General features: G+C 71.3%; 13 protein-coding genes. 5 read left to right on the forward strand and 8 right to left on the reverse strand.

Going from position 1 to position 17,719, the window contains the following annotated elements; translation table 11 throughout:
• Position 1 precedes the first annotated feature (1 nt).
• From AC5WAM_RS01020 to AC5WAM_RS01040, 5 genes are read right to left on the reverse strand one after another with little or no spacing between them, the layout of a single operon-like run.
• A complete protein-coding gene (locus AC5WAM_RS01020; RefSeq protein ID WP_495521165.1) occupies positions 2 to 2,422 on the reverse strand; it encodes a non-ribosomal peptide synthetase in 2,421 nt (806 codons plus the stop codon).
• Positions 2,419 to 3,426, reverse strand: a complete 1,008-nt coding sequence (locus AC5WAM_RS01025) for a 3-methyl-L-tyrosine peroxygenase-related protein (protein WP_495521166.1) — start codon at positions 3,424 to 3,426, stop codon at positions 2,419 to 2,421. Before AC5WAM_RS01025 ends, AC5WAM_RS01020 begins: the two co-directional genes overlap by 4 nt.
• Positions 3,423 to 3,929, reverse strand: coding sequence for a VOC family protein (locus AC5WAM_RS01030; protein WP_495521167.1), 507 nt, complete (start codon positions 3,927 to 3,929; stop codon positions 3,423 to 3,425). Before AC5WAM_RS01030 ends, AC5WAM_RS01025 begins: the two co-directional genes overlap by 4 nt.
• Positions 3,926 to 4,159: an MbtH family protein gene (locus tag AC5WAM_RS01035; protein WP_495521168.1), complete on the reverse strand. Its 234-nt coding sequence runs from the start codon at positions 4,157 to 4,159 to the stop codon at positions 3,926 to 3,928. Before AC5WAM_RS01035 ends, AC5WAM_RS01030 begins: the two co-directional genes overlap by 4 nt.
• Positions 4,143 to 5,585 (reverse strand): SidA/IucD/PvdA family monooxygenase, encoded by a 1,443-nt coding sequence (locus tag AC5WAM_RS01040; protein WP_495521169.1) that lies wholly within the window; start codon positions 5,583 to 5,585, stop codon positions 4,143 to 4,145. The genes AC5WAM_RS01035 and AC5WAM_RS01040 overlap by 17 nt, the downstream gene beginning before the upstream one ends.
• A 723-nt stretch (positions 5,586 to 6,308) precedes the next feature.
• Between AC5WAM_RS01040 and AC5WAM_RS01045 the strand changes: the two genes are divergently transcribed.
• The 5 genes from AC5WAM_RS01045 to AC5WAM_RS01065 all read left to right on the forward strand — a co-directional run bounded on the left by AC5WAM_RS01045 (position 6,309) and on the right by AC5WAM_RS01065 (position 12,786).
• Positions 6,309 to 7,175 (forward strand): aspartyl/asparaginyl beta-hydroxylase domain-containing protein, encoded by an 867-nt coding sequence (locus AC5WAM_RS01045; protein ID WP_366791877.1) that lies wholly within the window; start codon positions 6,309 to 6,311, stop codon positions 7,173 to 7,175.
• A 65-nt stretch (positions 7,176 to 7,240) separates the two neighbouring features.
• The gene (locus AC5WAM_RS01050; protein ID WP_495521170.1) at positions 7,241 to 8,167 is read left to right on the forward strand and encodes an LLM class flavin-dependent oxidoreductase; all 927 of its coding nucleotides are present in this window, start codon (positions 7,241 to 7,243) and stop codon (positions 8,165 to 8,167) included.
• Entirely contained in the window at positions 8,164 to 9,765 is a 1,602-nt protein-coding gene (locus AC5WAM_RS01055) for an acetolactate synthase large subunit (RefSeq protein WP_495521171.1), read from the forward strand. The genes AC5WAM_RS01050 and AC5WAM_RS01055 overlap by 4 nt, the downstream gene beginning before the upstream one ends.
• Before the next feature lie 58 nt (positions 9,766 to 9,823).
• Entirely contained in the window at positions 9,824 to 11,491 is a 1,668-nt protein-coding gene (locus AC5WAM_RS01060) for a condensation domain-containing protein (protein WP_495521172.1), read from the forward strand.
• A 32-nt stretch (positions 11,492 to 11,523) separates the two neighbouring features.
• Positions 11,524 to 12,786 carry an MFS transporter gene (locus AC5WAM_RS01065; RefSeq protein WP_495521173.1) on the forward strand — a complete coding sequence of 421 codons (1,263 nt, stop codon included), beginning with the start codon at positions 11,524 to 11,526 and terminating at the stop codon, positions 12,784 to 12,786.
• A 76-nt stretch (positions 12,787 to 12,862) separates the two neighbouring features.
• Here the strand turns inward: AC5WAM_RS01065 and AC5WAM_RS01070 are convergent, their stop codons facing one another.
• The 3 genes from AC5WAM_RS01070 to AC5WAM_RS01080 all read right to left on the reverse strand — a co-directional run bounded on the left by AC5WAM_RS01070 (position 12,863) and on the right by AC5WAM_RS01080 (position 17,600).
• Entirely contained in the window at positions 12,863 to 14,767 is a 1,905-nt protein-coding gene (locus AC5WAM_RS01070; protein ID WP_495521174.1) for a B12-binding domain-containing radical SAM protein, read from the reverse strand.
• Between the two features lie 83 nt (positions 14,768 to 14,850).
• Positions 14,851 to 15,915 (reverse strand): alpha/beta fold hydrolase, encoded by a 1,065-nt coding sequence (locus AC5WAM_RS01075; protein ID WP_495521175.1) that lies wholly within the window; start codon positions 15,913 to 15,915, stop codon positions 14,851 to 14,853.
• Between the two features lie 92 nt (positions 15,916 to 16,007).
• Positions 16,008 to 17,600: an AMP-binding protein gene (locus tag AC5WAM_RS01080; protein ID WP_495521176.1), complete on the reverse strand. Its 1,593-nt coding sequence runs from the start codon at positions 17,598 to 17,600 to the stop codon at positions 16,008 to 16,010.
• Positions 17,601 to 17,719: the final 119 nt, after the last annotated feature.

Raw genomic sequence — 17,719 nt, forward strand, 5'->3', positions numbered from 1 at the left:
CTCAGCCTCCCGAGCCGCGTGCGTTGAGTGCCTCGATGCGCTCGGCGGCTTCCTGCTCGGACATCGAGCCGACGAGCTCGCCCAGGGTCCGTTCGACGAGGGCGGCCAGGCCGCGTACCGTCGGGTCCTCGAAGAAGGCGGCGACGGGGACGCGGATGCCGAACAGGGCGGAGATCCTGACCATCACCTGGGCGACCTTCAGCGAATTGCCGCCCAGGGAGAAGAAGTTGTCGGTCGGTCCGACGTCGGGCAGCGCGAGGACGCGGCTCCACAGCCGGCACAGTTCGCTCTCCAGGTGCGACTGCGCCCGCTCGCCCTCGCCGCGGGCCGCCCTGTCCTCGGCGGTCGGCGCGGGCAGCGCGGTGCGGTCCAGTTTCCCGGAGGCGGTGTAGGGCAGGGCCGGCATGCGGACGTAGACCTGGGGCAGCAGGTGGCTGGTGAGGCGCTCGGCCGCCCACCGGGCCAGTTCCTCGATGTCCACGTCCGCGCCGACGACGTAGCCGACCAGGGTGGCGTCGCCCTGCTCGTCGGGGCGTACCAGGACCGCGCAGTCCCGCACGCCGGGTCCTTCGGCCAGGACCGCCTCGACCTCGGCGGGTTCGACCCGGGCGCCGCGGATCTTGGTCTGGGTGTCGGCGCGGCCCAGGAAGAGGATCTGCCCGTCGGGGGCGTACGCGCCGAGGTCCCCGGTCCGGTAGAGGCGTTCGCCGGGTTCGAGGGCGTAGGGGTGCGGGACGAAGCGTTCGGCGGTCAGCGCGGGCTGGTGGTGGTAGCCGCGGGCGAGGCCGCCCACCCCGGCGACGCAGATCTCCCCGGGGACGCCGTCCGGCACCGGCTGGAGCGCCTCGTCGAGCACGTACGGCCGGTACAGGCCGACCTGGCGGCCCACCGGTACGTGGGCGGCGTGCGGCGGCACCCCGGTGTCCAGGTTCGGCCGCCGGCCCGCCCAGACGGCGAGCTCGCACGTCTCGCTCTGGCCGTACGCCGAGTGGATCTCGGCGTCGCCGAACCGCTGCCGCACCCCGTCGAGGAGCCGGGTCGGCAGGGCCTCGCCCGAGGTCTGCACCCAGCGCACGCCGGGGAACTTCGCGTCCCCGGCCTCGTCGAGGAACACCTTGAGCATGGACGGCACGAAGTGCACGAACGTCACCTCGCCGCGGGTGAGCAGATCGACGAGGTGGGCGACGTCCCCCTCGCCGTGCGGCTCCGCCAGGCGCACCGCGCCACCGGCCGACAGCGGCGCGAGGATCTCGATGACCGCGACGTCGAAGATGAGCGGCGTCTTGTGCAGGGTGACCGTGCCGGGCCCCAGACCGTAGTACTCGGCCGTCCAGTCGACGCGGATCGCGGCGCACGTGTGGTCCGTGACCACGCCCTTGGGGACGCCGGTGGAGCCGGAGGTGAAGTAGATGAACGCGGCGTGGTGCGGGTGCACGGGGGTGCGGGCCGTGGCGCGTTCGGCGGTGTCGTCGTCCGGCTGCTCGCTCACGCAGGGGATGTCCAGGCCGTCGACGCCGCGGGTGCCCGGTGCGCGGACGACCAGTTGGGCGCGGGCCGAGCTCAGCACGGTCCGGATGCGTTCGGGCGGCATCCGGTCGTCGAGGGGCACGAAGGGCGCGCCGCACTTGAGGACGGCGAGCAGGGCCACGACCAGTTCGGTCGAGCGGCGCAGATGGAGGGCGACGGGCCGCTCGGGGCCCGCTCCCAGGGCCGTGAGCCGGTCGGCGAACCGCTGCGCGCGGGCGTCGAGTTCGCCGTACGTGACGGTGTCGTCGGCGGTGAGCAGCGCGACGCGGTCCGGGTGGCGGGCGGCCTGCTCCTCGAAGGGGCGGTGCAGCGGGTGCGGTGCGGGGGCGGCGGCCGCCCCGGCGTCCGTCGCCGCGATCCGGGCCGCGGCCTGCTCGGCGCTCAGCAGGCGCAGCGAGCCGACGCGCGTTGCGGGCTCGGCCAGGGCGTGGCGCAGCAGGGATTCCAGGGCGGCCGGGGTCCACTGCCCGTCGGGTGCGGTGATCTCCGCCGTGGCCTGCTCGGCTCCGGGCGGGGCGGTCAGGACGACCTGTACGGCGTCCTGTGCGTCCGGGGCGCTCGGCGTGGTCGGGGCAGCCGGGGCGATCGGGGCGGCCGAGGTAGGCAGGACCGCCGGGGCGATGGGAGTGGCCGGGGCAGGCGGTGCTGGTGGCGCGGAGTGGACCTGGGCCACGAGATCGGTGAAGCGCAGCGCGTCCGTCACCCGCACCGCCGACGGCGTACCGCCGGTGATCAGTCGGCGCTCCTCGACGCGGTCGTGGCGGAACAGCGTCGCGGCCACCGCCGCGGCGAGGACCGTGTCCGCCCCACAGCCGTCGTGGCGCGCGAGGGCCGCGGCCCGGGCCATGAGGTCCGGCGGCAGGGTCAGCCGCACGGCCGGTCGGTGGGTTGTCACTGGTGGTCCTCCCCCTGCGTCTGGCGGCCCGCGCTCGACGGTCCCGCGAAGCCGCAGGTGAGTTGCGCGGTACGGGCGGTGATGCTCGGGAAGCGGTGCTCGCACTCGCCGATGAACGGGGTGCGGTACGTGGGCGGCAGCCCTTCGAAGGTCTGCTCGCCGTACGGGTACAGGCCGTTGAGGGACACGTCGATCAGCGCGGCGCGCAGTCGGCGAAGGAGCTGGTCGAGCACCTGCCGCTCGGTGACGGGGCGGCGGACCGTCAGGAAGAAGTGGTCGTAGAACACCGAGCGCACGGCCCGGTCCTGGAGGCGCATCTCCCCGACCGACTGCTGGAGCAGGGACTCGCTGCCGGGTACCAGGCGGGCCGCCACCGCGCCGTGCACGACGTGGTTGACCCGCAGCGCCTCCTCCAGCTGGGAGTTTCCGAGGCCGTCGGCGGTGCCGGGGACCCGGCCGTGGAAGAGCCGGCGCACCGGGCGGTAGTCGGGTGCCCAGCTGCCGCTGAATCCGTGGTGGTGGCGGTGCATCGCCGGGCGGATGACCCGCTCGTAGCTGTCACGGGTGCAGGAACTGGTGTACAGCATCATGGCGTTGTATCCCTCGGCGAGCCCCGCGAGCAGCTCGGCACCGGTGCGCGGTGCGTCCGATGGCGGCCCCGGCTCCGGCGATGGCCCCGGCTCCGGCAGGCGGGCGAGGACCCGCGCCATCAGATGCCACAGCAGGAACGAGATCTGGTGCCCGGTGATCCACCGGAACCAGAACACGTCGTCGAGGGTGTCGCGGTCGGCGAGGTGGATCTCCTCCTGCGACAGCCACGCCGTGGCGTGTCCGAGCCTGCGCGCGGCGTGCTCCAGGGCGGCGTCGGCGGCGGCATCCGGCTCGTCCCGGTCGAGGTCGTCCGGCTCGGGCAGGTGGAGCGGCTCCAGACCGTAGGGGTAGGCGCCGAAGTCCCACTCCGCCACCCGCGTCGCGGTCGTCACCTCGGAGGGCCCGCCGCTCACGGGCGCGCACCGGGTATGTAGGTGAACTCGAACTCCAGACCGTTGACGTCGAGGAAGTAGAAGCTCTCCACGCCGTCGGCGTCCACCACGACGTCGGTGGCGGTCTCCTGGCCGACGAAGGTGTAGGAGCCGGAGCGGTACAGCGCCAGCCAGTGCTCGCGCCAGGCCACCAGTTCCTCGGAGGAGGCCGCCTGGAGGCACACGTGCTGGTACTGCGGCGCCTTGGGGTCGGGCGGCTGTGCGGCGCTGCCCTGCCGGTCGAAGAGGTGGAAGCGCACCGAGCCGCACGCCAGCTCCACGAGGGTGGTGATCCCGGGCAGCCTGCTGTGGGTGAGCGACGAGAACGTGGACAGCGTCCAGTTCGGCGTGCAGCCGAAGAAGTCCTGGTACCAGTTGAGGGAGTTGTCCAGGTCCGCGGTCTGTACGCCGATGTGGTTGACGGACGGCGCCGTCGCCGGTGGCGCTCCCGGGGCACGGCTCGTGCCGGGCGACGGCACGCTCATGAGCTCTGCTCCCCGGCCGCGGCCTCCATGCTCCGGCGCAGACTGGCCGGCCGCATGTCCGTCCAGACCTCGGCGATGTGCGTGAGGCAGGCGTCCTTGGGCCGTGGCGGGCCGATCACTTCCCAGCCGGCCGGCACGTCTCTGCCCGCCGGCCAGATGGAGTACTGCTCCTCGACGTTGCGTACGACGAGGAAGTCGGGCTCGCTCGCGGCCTCAGACGTGGTGTCCACTGCCGTCACCTCCCACAAGGCTCTCTACGGTGGCGTCGCCGCCCGGGTCCGAAGCGGTGCGGCCGTTGTCCAGGGACATGCCGAGCAGCAGGCCGATCAGGTCGCGGTGGTCGGTCTCCGCGGTGTCGGCGAGCGCGTGGGCGGCATGCCGTCGTTCGTGCTCCTCCTGGTCCTGCGACAGCTTGAACCGGCCCACGATCTCGGTGATCTCGACCTCGAAGCCGACGACGAAGTCGATCAGCTTGTCGATGCGTCCGTCGTCGGGTCGCAGTGTCGGCGGGCCCGGATCGCGTTCCGCGCGCGCGGCCAGTTCGCACAGGCCCGCCACGACCCGTTCGCGGTCGCGGACGATCCGGGCCCGGCCGCGGACCTGGACGGTGATGGAGTTCCAGGTCGGCAGCTGGTCCGTCTCGTGGACGGTGGGTGAGATGTAGCTGTTGGGTCCGTTGAACAGGATGGTCACCGGGCGGTCGTCGAGGAGCCGGACCTGCGGGTTCAGCCTGCGGCGTCCCGTGACCTCGTCGAGGTAGGTGAGGCGGTACAGGTCGTCGAGCAGGCGTTCCTCGACGGCTCCGTAGTTGGAGTTCCGCACGTCGGCGAGCTGCTTGGCCCGGCGCTCCGCGGGCTGCTCCAGGAAGCGGCGCGCGCTGTCGGAGAAGTACTGCTCGTTGACGAAGGGGCTGTTGTCCGTGGGGCGCGGCGCGAAGCCGGAGGCGATCAGATGGACCTCGCCGACGGGGTGCTCGGTGAGGGTCTGGAGCGCGATTTCTCCGGCGCTCTGGCCGTCGCCGACGAGGACGATCCGGTGCGCCCCGCCGGTGTCCGGCAGCCGCTCGGCGAAGCGGGGCAGGAATTCGCTGGAGTGGATCACGTGGTCGAGGTCGACGCCGTCGGGTATCCGGGGCTTCCCGCCGGGCGCCACGACCACGTTGCGGGCCCGCACGGTACGGCTTCGGCCGCTGGCCCGCTCGCGGTAGCGCACGTCGAACGACGACGTGCCGTGCGGGGTGACGCCGACGACCTCGGCGCCGTAGCGGACCTGCTCGGAGAAGTCGTCCGCCGCCCAGGCCAGGTAGTCGCTGTACTCGGCCCGCGAGGGATGGAACTCGTGCAGGTTCACGAACCGTTCGAGCCGGCCCCGGTGCTTGAGGTAGTTCAGGAAGGAGTACGGGCTCGCGAGGTTGCGCAGGCTGACCAAGTCCTTGAGGAAGGAGATCTGCATCCGGGAGCCCTTGAGCAGCATGCCCGGGTGCCAGCGGAAACACGGGCCGCGCTCCAGGAAGAGGCATGTGCGCAGCGGGTCGATCTCCCGCGCGGCGATGGCGAGCGCCAGGTTCGACGGTCCGAATCCGATGCCGACGACGTCGTACGGCTCGGTCGGCGACGGCCCCGCGGCAACAGCGGACTCCACAGCGTCGTTGAGCAAACCGGGTACCCCGTCCTCTGGTTCCCTTTGCCGGTGCACAGCCGCGTCAACCCCTGGGCGGTCCGCCCAGGGGAATCGATGCATACCACCCGCACGATCGACTCATGCGCGTGAAAAGCGAGGGGTGGCAAAGGATTGGAATGTTATTGATGCGCCATTTCGAAAACACGGCCTGCTCGAGGAGGTGCAGACGGAGCAGCCGTCCGGCGTGTCCGGCATCGGCCAATTCGGCCCCTGCCTTCACCATGCGATCAACATTCAACGAAGCCCCACACTACGGTGATCGAAAATTCCAGTCAACAGTGGAATCAGGACACAGCTCCCCTCCCCCACAACCTCTCGGCACGGAAACGCATCCGCCCACATTCGACGACATGTGCGCTGATGGCAGCCGTGAAGTGGAGATCAATCCACCATCTCGTCAAGGCGTACGGAATCAGCCCGCGTGAACGCCGTGCGAAGCTGCTCCCCAACGCCGTGCGAAGCTGCTCACCGGGCTACCGACCGCCTGTCGCCGTGGTGTTGACTGGCGAATATCACCGGGCTACGGTCGCCATGACTCCCGGTCCCGCACCATGCGTCCGCATCTCCGGGGCCCGTGCCTGCTGCGTGGCCGCGCACAAGAGCCGCCAGGCCACGCGAAGACGAGGCGTGACTCTCCATTCATCGGCAATTCACGCTGCCGCCGCCCTCACAAACCTGTTTCTGGAAGGACTGGCGAGTTTGCATTCTCATCGCGTCAGCACGGTGGAGATAGACGAGGAACGACTGGCCAAGGAGCTGGAGCAGGCGAAGGAGTTCGACTTCGCCGAGCCCTATGACGAGTTCCTGTGCAGCCGCCCGGCACGCCGACAAGGGCAGATCATGCTCTGGGCGCCCGGGGGCGACAACGGGGACGGCATCATCAAGCACTACGACGACGGCTGCGCGTCGGGTGTCACGGAGTACGGCCGGCAGTTGCCGTACCTCGTACAGATCATGGAAGAGTCGTTGTCCGTGCGCCATCTGCGGTTCGCCCGGCTGGCCGCGCTGACCTCGAACGTCTTGGTCCCGCACCGCGACTACGTCGAGTTCGACACGGCCGCCGCCACCGACAAGCGCCCCGCGCACCGGCTGCACATCCCGCTGATCACCTTTCCGGACTGCTACTTCAGCGACGACAACGTGGTCTTTCAGATGGCGGCCGGGGAGGTGTGGTTCCTCGACGTCACCAAGGTGCACAGCGCCGCCAACCTCTCCGACGAGCTGCGCCTGCACCTGATCGTCGACTTCGTCGACACCGAGGACCACGACGAGCTGCTCACCCTCGGCACCGAGCCCGAGCGGGTGATCCCCGACTCCCGCGTCGTCCACCGTCCACCGCTGCCGGACGCCGCCCGGCAGGCCCTGTACGGCCTGGCCGACGTGGTCGACCCGGGCAACCTGCGGGAGGTGTTCGGCCTGGTCGCCAGGGCGGGCTTCCAGTACGACGGCGGCGAGAACTTCTTCTGGCGGACGATCGCCGAGATCCGCGACCGGGTCGCCGATCCCGCGATGGCCGCGCGCCTCGCGGAACTGGACGACTACTTCCTGTGCGCGCGCACCACGTGACCGCCGCCCCGGAACCCGGGCGGGCTGTGCCACCCGGTGGCACGGCCGCGCCGACCCGCCGGTCGATGCGGCACGGCGTGGTCATCCTGCCGGAGTACACCTGGCCCAGGGCCCGGGACCTGTGGCGCAGGGCCGAGGAGCTGGGCTTCGACCACGCCTGGACCTTCGACCACCTGATGTGGCGGCGGCTGCGCGAGTCGACGTGGTACTCGGGCCTGACGACGCTGACCGCCGCGGCCGCCGTCACGACCAGGCTGCGGCTCGGCACGCTGGTGGCCAGCCCCAACCTGCGCCACCCGGTCTCCTTCGCCAAGGAGCTGATGACGCTCGACGACATCTCCGGGGGCCGCCTCATCTGCGGGGTGGGGGCGGGCGCCCAGGGCTTCGACGCCGAGGTCTTCGGCGCCGCTCCACTGTCCCTGGCCGAGAGGGCAGCCCGCTTCGAGGAGTTCGTCGAGCTGACGGACCTGCTGCTGCGCGAGGAGGAGACCAGCTACAGCGGCCGGTACTTCCAGGCGCGGGAGGCCCATATGCACCCGGGCTGCGTGCAGCGCCCGCGCGTGCCGTTCGCCCTCGCGGCCGGCGGCCCCCGCGGGATGCGGCTCGCGGCCCGGCACGCCCAGGCCTGGATCACCGTCGGGGTCCCGGGACGCTTCCAGGAGGGCCGCTTCGACCGGATGGCCGGGCTGCTCAGGGACCAGCTCGCACGGCTCGACGAGGCCTGTGCCGCCGAGGGCAGGGAGCCGTCCACGCTCGCCCGGATCGTCGTCGCCGGTGAACAGCTCGGTGGCGTCCTGGAGTCGGCGCAGTCCTTCACGGAGGCCAGGGAGATGTTCTCGGAGATGGGCTTCACCGACATGGTGGTCTTCTGGCCCCGCGCGGACTTCCCCTTCGCGGGGCGCCCCGAGGTCCTCGACGCCCTCGCGCCGCTGCTGCACGAGGACGCCGACACCGCGTCCCGGCCCGCCGACACCGCGACGCGTCCGGCATGAGCGGCACACCGCCGGACGACGGCGCCCACGCCCTGACCGGTGCGCTGCGCGCGGCCGGGGTCTCCGTGTGCTTCACCAACCCCGGCACCTCGGAGATCCATCTGGTGGCGGCGCTCCAGGACACCCCGGGCACGCGCACCGTGATGTGCCTGTTCGAAGGGGTGGCGACCGGCGCGGCCGACGGCTACGGCCGCATGGCACCCGCACCGGCCATGACCCTGCTCCACCAGGGTGCCGGGCTCGCCAACGGCCTCGCCAATCTGCACAACGCCCAGCGGGCGGGCTCTCCCGTGGTGAACGTCGTGGGCGACGGGGCGATCACCCACCGCGGCCTCGGCGCGCCCCTGGAGTCCGACGTCGCGGCCCTCGCCCGTCCCATGTCGCAGTGGGTCCGCACCAGCGCGCACGCCGCGGGCCTGGCAGCCGACGGGCTCGCCGCGCTGCGGGCGGCGTGCGGTCCGCCCTCCGGGGTGGCCACCCTGGTCGTCCCCTCGGACGTGGCCTGGTCGCCGTGCCGCCCGGAGCCACCGGGCCCCACAGCGGCGGACCCGCCCGCCCCCAGCGATCGGCAGCCGCACGCGACGGCGTCAGCGGGCGCTCCGGCCGACAGCGCCCGCGCGCTGCGGGCGGGCCCCGGCACCCTGCTGCTGCTCGGCGGACCCACGCTCACCGCCCGCGGCCTCGCCGCCGCCGACCGGATCGCGCGGGCCACCGGCGCCCGGATCCTCGCCGAGCCGTTCCCCGGGCGGCTCGAACGCGGCCTGGGCGTGCCGTTCGTCGAGCGGCTCAGCGCGGCGCCCGAGGCCGCGCGGGCCCGTCTCGCCGATGTCACCCGGCTGATCCTGGCGGGGGCGGCCCGGCCCGTCACCGCCTTCGCGACCCCCGGGGTGCCCGGCGACCTGGTCCCGCCCGGCTGCGCGGTGACCCGTCTCGCCGAGCACGGCCAGGACGTGGTCGACGTACTGGACGAGGTCGCCGACCGGGTCGCCCCGCGCATCCGGCCGCGGCGCCACGAGGCGCTGCCCGGGCCGCGCCCCTCCCCCGGAGCCGAGCTGACCGCCGAGACGGTGGCGCAGGTCGTGGGCGCCGCGCTGCCCGAGGGAGCCGTCCTGGTCGACGAGACCAACACGTCCGGCGCGGCCCTGCCGGCCGCGACCGCCTCGTCCGCGCGGCACGATCTGCTCACCCTGTCCGGGTTCGCCATCGGGCAGGGCCTTCCGCTCGCCGTCGGCGCCCAACTCGCCTGCCCCGAGCGGCCGGTGATCTGTCTGGAGGCCGACGGCAGCGCGATGTACACCCTCAGCGCGCTCTGGACCCAGGCGCGCGAGAACCTCGACGTCACCGTCCTCGTGCTCAACAACCGCAGCTACGCGATCCTGCGCCGGGAGGCCCGCCGCATGCTGGGGCCGTCCGCCGAGCCGCTGGCGGACCTCTTCGACCTGGACCGGCCCGACCTGGACTTCGTCCGCCTCAGCGAAGGCATGGGCGTACCGGCGTGCCGTGTCCGGACCGTCGGCGAGCTGGCCGACCGGTTGAAAGGGGCGCTGTCCGAGCCCGGACCGCACCTCATCGACGTGCCGGTGCCCGCGGCCCACTGACCCGGCGCAGCGCCGCGACCGTACGAACGACCAGGACCTGGTGAGGAGCGAGCAGCCCGTGACGACCGAGCCGCACCACGCACCCCGACCGACGCGCGTACCGGAGGAGGCACTCGCCGCCCTGTTCGCCGAATGCCTCCAGCTGCCCTCGGTCGGTGCCGACGAGGACTTCTTCGTGCTCGGCGGCTACTCGCTGACCGCGACGACCCTGTCGGCCCGCATCCGCAGCGCCCTGGGCGTCGAGGTGACCACCGCGGACATCTTCCGCAACCCGACCGTGCGGAGCCTGCGCGCCGCCCTGGACAGCGGACGGGAGGCGGCGCGGCTCGTCCGGCCCGCCGACCGCGGCGCGCCCGTCCCCGCGTCCTTCGCCCAGGAACGCCTGTGGATCCTCGACCAGTTCACCGGCCCCAGCAGCCTCTACAACGTCGCGCTGGTCCTGCGCCTGAGCGGCCCCCTCGACCAGGCCGCCCTGCGGACGGCACTCGGTGACGTGCTGGAGCGCCACGAGGCCTTGCGCACCCGGGTCGTCCTCGGTGAGGACGGGCCCGTGCAGGAGGTCCTTCCGGCACCGCGGGAGGCGCCGCTGCACCACACCCGCGTGACGACGGGCACGGTGGAGGAGGCCGTGCGGGAGGCCGCCGACCGCCCCTTCTGCCTGGCCACCGAGATCCCCTTCCGCGCCGAGCTGTTCGCCGACGGCACCCGCGCGCACGGCTCCGAGGCGTACGTCCTGCTCCTGCTGATCCACCACATCGCTGTCGACGGCTGGTCCAACAATCGCCTCACCAGGGACCTCGGCCTCGCCTACCGTGCCCGCCTCGCCGGGCGGGACGTGCCCTGGAAGCCCCTGCCCGTCCAGTACGCCGACTACGCCGTGTGGCAGCGCGCCCAGTACGCCCCGGGCCGCCTCTCCGCCACGGCTCTCCGGCAGACGGAGTTCTGGCGCGCCGCCCTGGCAGGGGCTCCCGAGCCGCTGGTGATGACCACCGACCGCCCCCGTCCGCCGGTGCCCAGCGGAAGGGGCGACCAGCTGCCCCTGGCCCTCGACCCGGCGCTCCACCGGGAGCTGCTGAGCACGGCCCGGCGCTCGGGCTGCACCGTCTTCGTCCTCGTCCACGCCGCACTCGCCCTGCTGCTGCACCTGCGCGGCGCGGGAGAGGACGTCGTCATCGGCGCGACCGTGGCCGGGCGGTCGGACGCCTCCCTCGACGACCTGGTGGGGTTGTTCGTGAACACCCTCGTGCTGCGGGTCGACCTGTCGGGCGCTCCCACGGTGGCCGAGGCCGTGCGCCGTACGCGGGCGACGGACCTCGCGGCCATGGAGCACCAGGACCTCCCCTTCGACCGTGTCGTCGAGGTGGTGAACCCGCCGCGGTCGGCGGCGTACGGCCCGCTGGTGCAGGTCCTCCTGGCGTTCCAGGCGGGTCCCGTCGAGCCGCCGGAGCTGACGGGCCTGCGCGCCGAAGCCGAGATCCTGCCGCTGAAGGTCGCCAAGTTCGATCTCACCTGGGAGCTGACCGAGGCCTTCGACGGCGACGGCGGACCGGCCGGTGTCACCGGGCACCTGGAGTACGCCGAGGACCTCTTCGACCGGGAGACGGCCCGCTCCATGGTCGCGGACCTGGTTCTGATCCTGCGGGTCATCGCCGGGGAACCGGACCGTCCGGTCCATGATCTCCCCTGTGGTAGAACGGCGTTCGCCAAGAGCAGCGGCGACCTTTGAGCGCCGGACCGACCGATCCAGCGGAGGAGACCGTGCCGAGCACCGCCCAACGCCGCGTCCTTGACCGGGTGCCACCGCTGTTACGCCAGACCGCCTTCCGCAGGTACTGGACCGCCCAGTCGATCTCCTACCTGGGCGACCAGATCACCTTCGTCGCCCTGCCGCTGGCCGCGGTCCTCGCCCTGGACGCCAACGCGGCCCAGCTGGGGGTCCTCTCGGCCGCCGCGTCCCTTCCCAATCTGCTGTTCTCGCTGCACGCGGGCTCGCTCATCGACCGGTCCGGGCGGCTGCGCACCACGATGATCGTCGCCGACCTCGTCCGCGCGCTGGTCCTGGTGACCGTGCCGATCGCCTACTGGCTCGACGTGATGACGCTGCCTCAGCTGTACGTCGTCGCCTTCGTCACGGGGACGTTCGGCATGTTGTTCAGCCTGTGCGCCAACAGCCTCCTGGCCGTCGTGGTGCCGCGCGAGCAGTTGCTGTCGGGCAACGCCCTGATCAAGGGGAGCTACAACTTCTCCTTCGCGGCGGGCCCCGGGATCGGCGGCGGGCTCGTGCAGCTCCTGTCCGGTCCCGTCGCGATCGTCCTCGACGTCGTCTCCTTCGTCGGTTCGGCCCTGCTGCTGCGGTCCTTCTCGCCCGACGAGCCCCGGCCCGCGCCCGCAGGGCACAGACATCTGCGGGAGGGGCTGCGGTTCGTGCTGCGCACCCCGGTCCTGCTCGCGAAGTTCTTCGCGGACGCCAGCCTCAACTTCTTCTACACGATCTACTTCACCCTCCTGGTCCTGTACGCGGTGCAGGAGCTCCACCTGTCGTCCGGCCTCGTCGGCGTCGTGATCGCGGCCGGTGCCGTCGGCGCGATGGCCGGGGCGGCGCTCACGACCCGGGCGAGCCGGTCGCTGGGGGTGGGCGGGGCCTTCTTCCTCGGCGCGTTCCTCTATCCGGGGGCCCTGGTCCTGGTGCCGCTGGCCCACGGGCCGGTGTGGCTGGCGGCCACGTTGCTGATCGTGGCCGAGTTCGTCTCCGGCATCGGCCTGATGGTGTGTGACATCTCCGCGACCTCGATCCAGCTCGCGTTGACGCCGCACCGGCTCCGCGCCCGGGTGCAGGGCGCGTTCATGCTGTTCAACAAGGGGTCCCGGCCGCTGGGCGCGCTCGTGGGCGGCGCCCTGGGGAGCTGGCTGGGGCTGCGCCCGACGCTGTGGCTGGCCACGCTGGGCGGCGTCGTGAGCATCCTGTTCATCCTGCCGAGCCCGCTGCGGCGGCTCAAGGACCTGCCTGCCGAGGCGGAGTGACGAGGGGTCGGGGCTCCCCCGGCGGATCGGCCCGCCGTCCCGCCGGGGGGACACCGCGTCGGCCCGGCTCGGCGGCTCACGCCACGGAGCTGAGGACCTCGGTGGAGGCGACCTGGAGGGTGGGCAGGATCTCCCGGGAGCGCAGTACCATGCCCTGGCAGTAGTTCGCGTTGTGCTCCAGGCTGCGCTGCCGCTGGTACGGCATCTTCTGCCGCCCCCGGTGGTCGATGTGCAGGGTGACCCGCTCTGCGCCTTCGTCGTCGGCTTCGAGCATCTCGCGTCCCACCAGCAGGCGGAACAGTTCCGCGGACACCTCGACCAGGTAGCCCTTGTCGTCCGGCCGGCCGAGCAGGGTGACCTCGGTGAACGCGTAGTCCGGCGTCCGTACCGGTTCGCGGTAGATGTAGGCCCGGGTGAGGAGGTCCATCTCGAAGGCCTGGCGCGCCATCGGGTCGGCCCACCAGTCCTGTTCGACGACGAAGTCGGCCAGCAGCCGGTCGAACTCCTCGCGGTGCGAGCTGAGCACCATGTGTGCGGTCTTGCCGGTGTTCAGCAGGTCGTAGTTGCCGAGGTCCTTCGTCGACTGGATGAAGAACTGGCACACCTCCGAGTCGGGCCTGCTCCGGAAGTAGCGGGCCATCTCGGCGAACAGGTCGCCGTAGGAGAGGGTTCCGGTCGCGTCGAGGTATCCCGAGAGCACGAACAGGGCGCGCATGTTGTACAGGGTGTACAGCGCGTGGTTCACCCAGTAGCCCTCGTAGCAGTCCTCCTCGGTCACCCATTTCGTGCCGAGGACGACCTCCGCCTCGGACACGTCGCTGGCCGCCTCGGCGGTCACGATGCCGAGGGCCTCCCGCTGCGCGTACATGGGCGTGTTGTGCAGGAACAGCTGGGGATAGACGATGATGGTGTCGGCGTACGAGCGGCAGAGCCTGGTCAGCCCCTCCTTGAACGAGGTGAGGGTCTCGCCGGGCAGCGGCCAGATCATTTCCACGTACGAGCTGATCCGCTTCTCCCGGAGCAGGCGCTGGAGCCCGATGTAGGTCTCCTCGCGGATGTTCTTCCGGTCCACCATCTCCAGCGTCGACTCGTTGACCGTCTGCAGCGAGATGGGCTGGCTCACCATCAGTCCGCCACGCACGAAGATCTCGGTGATCTCCGCCATGCGCTCGGGCCGGTTCTTGGCGGCGGCCATGTGGACGATCAGCGGATAGCCGTTCTCCTCGCTGCATTCGACGATGTACTCGCTCAGGGCGATGTCACGGGGCGAGAGGCCCCAGTTGGCATCGGCGATCATCAGCGCGTTGTAGCCGTGCTCGCTGACCCATTTGAGCTCGTTCTTGATCCGTTCCTCTTCGAACTTGTTGACCTTGGAGTTCGTGGCGGCGCCCCAGTAGCAGAAGGTGCAGCGGAACGGGCAGCCTCGGTTCGTCTCCATGATGGCGAAGCTGAATTCGTGACCGTCGAAGACGCCGTTGAGGAACGGCGAAGGAATGTCCATCAGGTTCTGGATCCTGGGTGCCGCCTCGGTGGTGACGAGTTCGCCCGCGGACCAGAAGCTGAGCCCCGGCACCTTGCGCATGTCCGGCTTCGGTGCGCCGAGTTGCCGGATGAACTCCAGGGACGTGCGCTCCCCTTCTCCGTTGCACACGTAGACGTTCCGAGCGCCGTCTCTCAGATAGGTGGCGGCGTGGTTCATCACCTGGGGTCCGCCCAGCAGGTAGTGCGCGTCGGGGCGCAGGGCGCGCAGTTCCTTCAGGAGCCAGCGGACCAGCTTCATGTTCCAGATGTAGCAGCTGAACGTATAGAGGTACGCGTCCTTGTCGGCGAGCTGCCGCAGCAGGTCGCGCCGGTCGCCGGTGACCGGCAGGGACACGATCTCGAAGGTGTGGGCCGCCGCGACCTCGTCGTCGTCCTGGGCGAACGCCTGGATGTAGCCCGAGGCGAGCGGCAGGATGTTCTCGTAGGTGGGCAGTTCCACCAGCACGATCCTCCGGCGGTCCCGTACGACCGCCCCGGAGTGCGTGATTCCGGATAATTCTCGGCTTCCCATGCTCGCGCCCCCTATGCCCTCTGCCCGTCGTGACCGCTCACGAGATACGTGGACATGGCGTCCGTGACGGTCGCCATGTTGTCGAGATAGAAGAAGTGGCCGCCCGGCATCAGACGCGTGACGCATTCCGCCGTGGCCAGGTCGTTCCAGCGTTCCGCCTCGGCCGGGGGCACGAGGTCGTCGTTCTCGCCGCCGAACACCACGATGGGGGTGTCCAACCGGCGGCGCACATCGCCGTACGCGTAGTTCCTGAAGAGCTTCACGTCGCCCCGCAGGGTGCGCAGTGCCTGGCTCAGGACCTCCGGGTGGTTCCTGAGGTCGTCGGAAATGCCCTCGTACATCCCCAGGATTCCGAGGAGCCACTCGTCGGTGATCTCCTCCTCGGTCGCCGGGTTCGGCCGGTGCCGGTGGGGAGGGACGGCTCCGGAGGCGAAGAGCACGGCGGGCGCCCGTCCCGCCGACTGTTCCCTCCAGCAGAGCTCGTATCCGACGTAGGAGCCCATGCTGTGGCCGAAGACGTAGAGCGGCCCGTCGAGGTCGCCCAGGGCTTCGAGGACCTCGTCGACGATGCGGTGGAGGTCCTCCGCGACCGGTTCGTCGGCGCGCGACGCGCGAGCGGGGTACTGGGCCGCGAGGATGCGCAGGTCCTCGGGGAGCCAGTCCGCCCACGGGCCGTAGTTCTGTGCCGACCCGCCCGCGTGGGGCAGGACGAGGAGCGTTCCCTGTCCGGGGCCCCCTGTTCCGGGTCGCATCTCCCACAGGCACGCTCCGGGCCTGCTCGCGCGGGTCGCCGCGGAGGGCACACCCGCGGCCGACCGCGCCGACGTCGCCACCCGCTGGTCGATGCGTTCGGCCAGTTCGGCCAGGACCGGAGCGTCGTTCAGCACCCTGACCGTGATTTTGATGTCCCAGTCGCGGCGTACGCGCAGGACGACCTTCGTGGCCAGCAGCGAGTCCCCGCCGACGTCGAAGAAGTCCTGGTCGCGCTTGATCTTTTCCTTGTCCAGCCGCATGACGTCGGCCCAGATCTCGGCGAGCCGCTGCTCGGTCGCCGTCTTGAAGTCGCTGTGTTCCACGCGCGCCCCTCGTCGGATGGATTCCGTTCGTGCGGTGCTCCCCCGTTCCCGGGCCGTGCCCGGGGTCTGTGCGCTGCGCTCGCCGTCCTGCGTCATGGCGTCGGGGGTGCGAGCGCGGCGGTGATGGCGTCCCGGTCGGCCTTTCCGCTGGGGGTGCGCGGCAGTTCCGGCAGGACGGTGAGGGAGAGCGGGATGAACTGCTCGGGCAGGAGTTCGGTGAGTGCCTTGAGCGTCCGCGCGCCGTCGAACACGTCCTCGTCCACGTCCAAGGTCACGGCGGCGCGCAGCTGCCGGGAGCCCTCGGCGATGTCCACCACGACGGTGACGGCCTCGACGATCCCCGGCTGTTCCAGCAGGCAGGCGTCCACCTCCAGGGGGTTCACGCGCACTCCGCGGATCTTCACCTCGCGGTCGATCCGGCTGAGGAGGTGCACGGTGTCCTCCTCGACGCGGACCAGGTCACCGGTGCGGAAGGCGTGGCGGTGCCCCTGTGGTGTCGTCTCGCCGAGGGTGACGTACCGCTCGGCGTTGAGGGCCGGCTGGTTCAGATAGCCCACGGACAGCGGTGCGCCGGCGACCAGGAGTTCACCCACCGACGGTTCGCCCGGCTCGGTCGGGGCGACGAGGACCTCGCAGCCCGGCAGCGGGCGTCCGATCGGGGGGAGCGTGGGCCATGTGTCGCTGGAACCCGTGAGCGTGTGCACCGTGACCATGGCGGACTCGCTCTGCCCGTAGTGATTGTTCAACCGACAACCAGGAAGGCGACGGAAGAGATCACGGACGGCCGGGGTGCACACGAGCTGCTCTCCCGCGGTGTTCACCTCGGCCAGGGCGAGGTGCTCCAGGCAGTCCGTGGCCTCGGCGGCGACGGCGAGCATGTGCAGGGCGACGTACGGCAGGAACAGGCGCTCGACGCGGTGCTCGACGAGCCAGTCCAGGAGGGCGATGGGGTCGCGCCGGAGCGACTCGGGCATGACGATCAGCGTGCCGCCGCCGCAGAGGGTGCCGAGTACTTCCTGGAACCACACGTCGAAGTTGAGCGGGGCGAACTGGGCCGTGCGCAGGTCCGGGCGCACCGAGTGGCGCCACTGCCAGGCCGCCATGTTGTCGACGCAGCGGTGGGGCAGGGCCACGCCTTTGGGCAGGCCCGTTGATCCCGAGGTGTAGATCACGTATACAGGGAGGTCCGGTCGACAGGACAGCCGCGAGAGCGCGGCCGCGGCATGCGCGTCGGTCCGGTCGGGCGCGGCGGGGATGCGGACCGCCTCGGCCTTGAGGTCGAAGGCCGGTTCGTCGCCGCAGTACAGGAGCAGCCGGGCCTCGCTGTCGGCGGCCATGTGCTCCAGGCGCCGGAGTGGATACTCGACGTCGAGGGGCACATAGGTCGCTCCCGCGCTCACGGTGGCCAGCATCGCCGCGACGATCGCGGCGCTCCGTGGCCCCGTGACCGCCACCCGGTCGCCCGGGCGAATGCCGTGGTCGGCGAGGAGGTCGGCGATGTGACCGGCCCAGGTCGCGAGCCGGGCGTAGGTCAGTTCGTGTTCCTCGTCCTGTACGGCGATGTCTTCGCTGCGCTCTTTCACGGTTTCGGCCAACGACTCCAGCAGGCAGCGCACTTCGGCGTCGCCGCCCCAGAGCGCGTACATCCCCCGGCCCGGCGCCGGTGCCCTTGATTCCTCTGTCATTGTTGCCCCCCGGGACACATCCATAGTGACGGCCAGGTCGCCGTCAGAATCAATTCATCTGCTCTCGTCCGGGCTTTCTGCGGGCCATTGCCGTGGAGAGCTCCGGAAGTCCCGCCCGC

The sequence above is a fragment of the Streptomyces sp. JLYT201 genome (assembly GCF_059448825.1).

Bases quoted from the DNA above. Each gene is read 5' to 3' on its own strand.
- AC5WAM_RS01055 (WP_495521171.1), top strand. From the start codon at position 8,164: ATGAGCGGCACACCGCCGGACGACGGCGCCCACGCCCTGACCGGTGCG.
- AC5WAM_RS01080 (WP_495521176.1), bottom strand. From the start codon at position 17,600: ATGACAGAGGAATCAAGGGCACCGGCGCCGGGCCGGGGGATGTACGCG.
- AC5WAM_RS01050 (WP_495521170.1), top strand. From the start codon at position 7,241: ATGCGGCACGGCGTGGTCATCCTGCCGGAGTACACCTGGCCCAGGGCC.
- AC5WAM_RS01030 (WP_495521167.1), bottom strand. From the start codon at position 3,929: ATGAGCGTGCCGTCGCCCGGCACGAGCCGTGCCCCGGGAGCGCCACCG.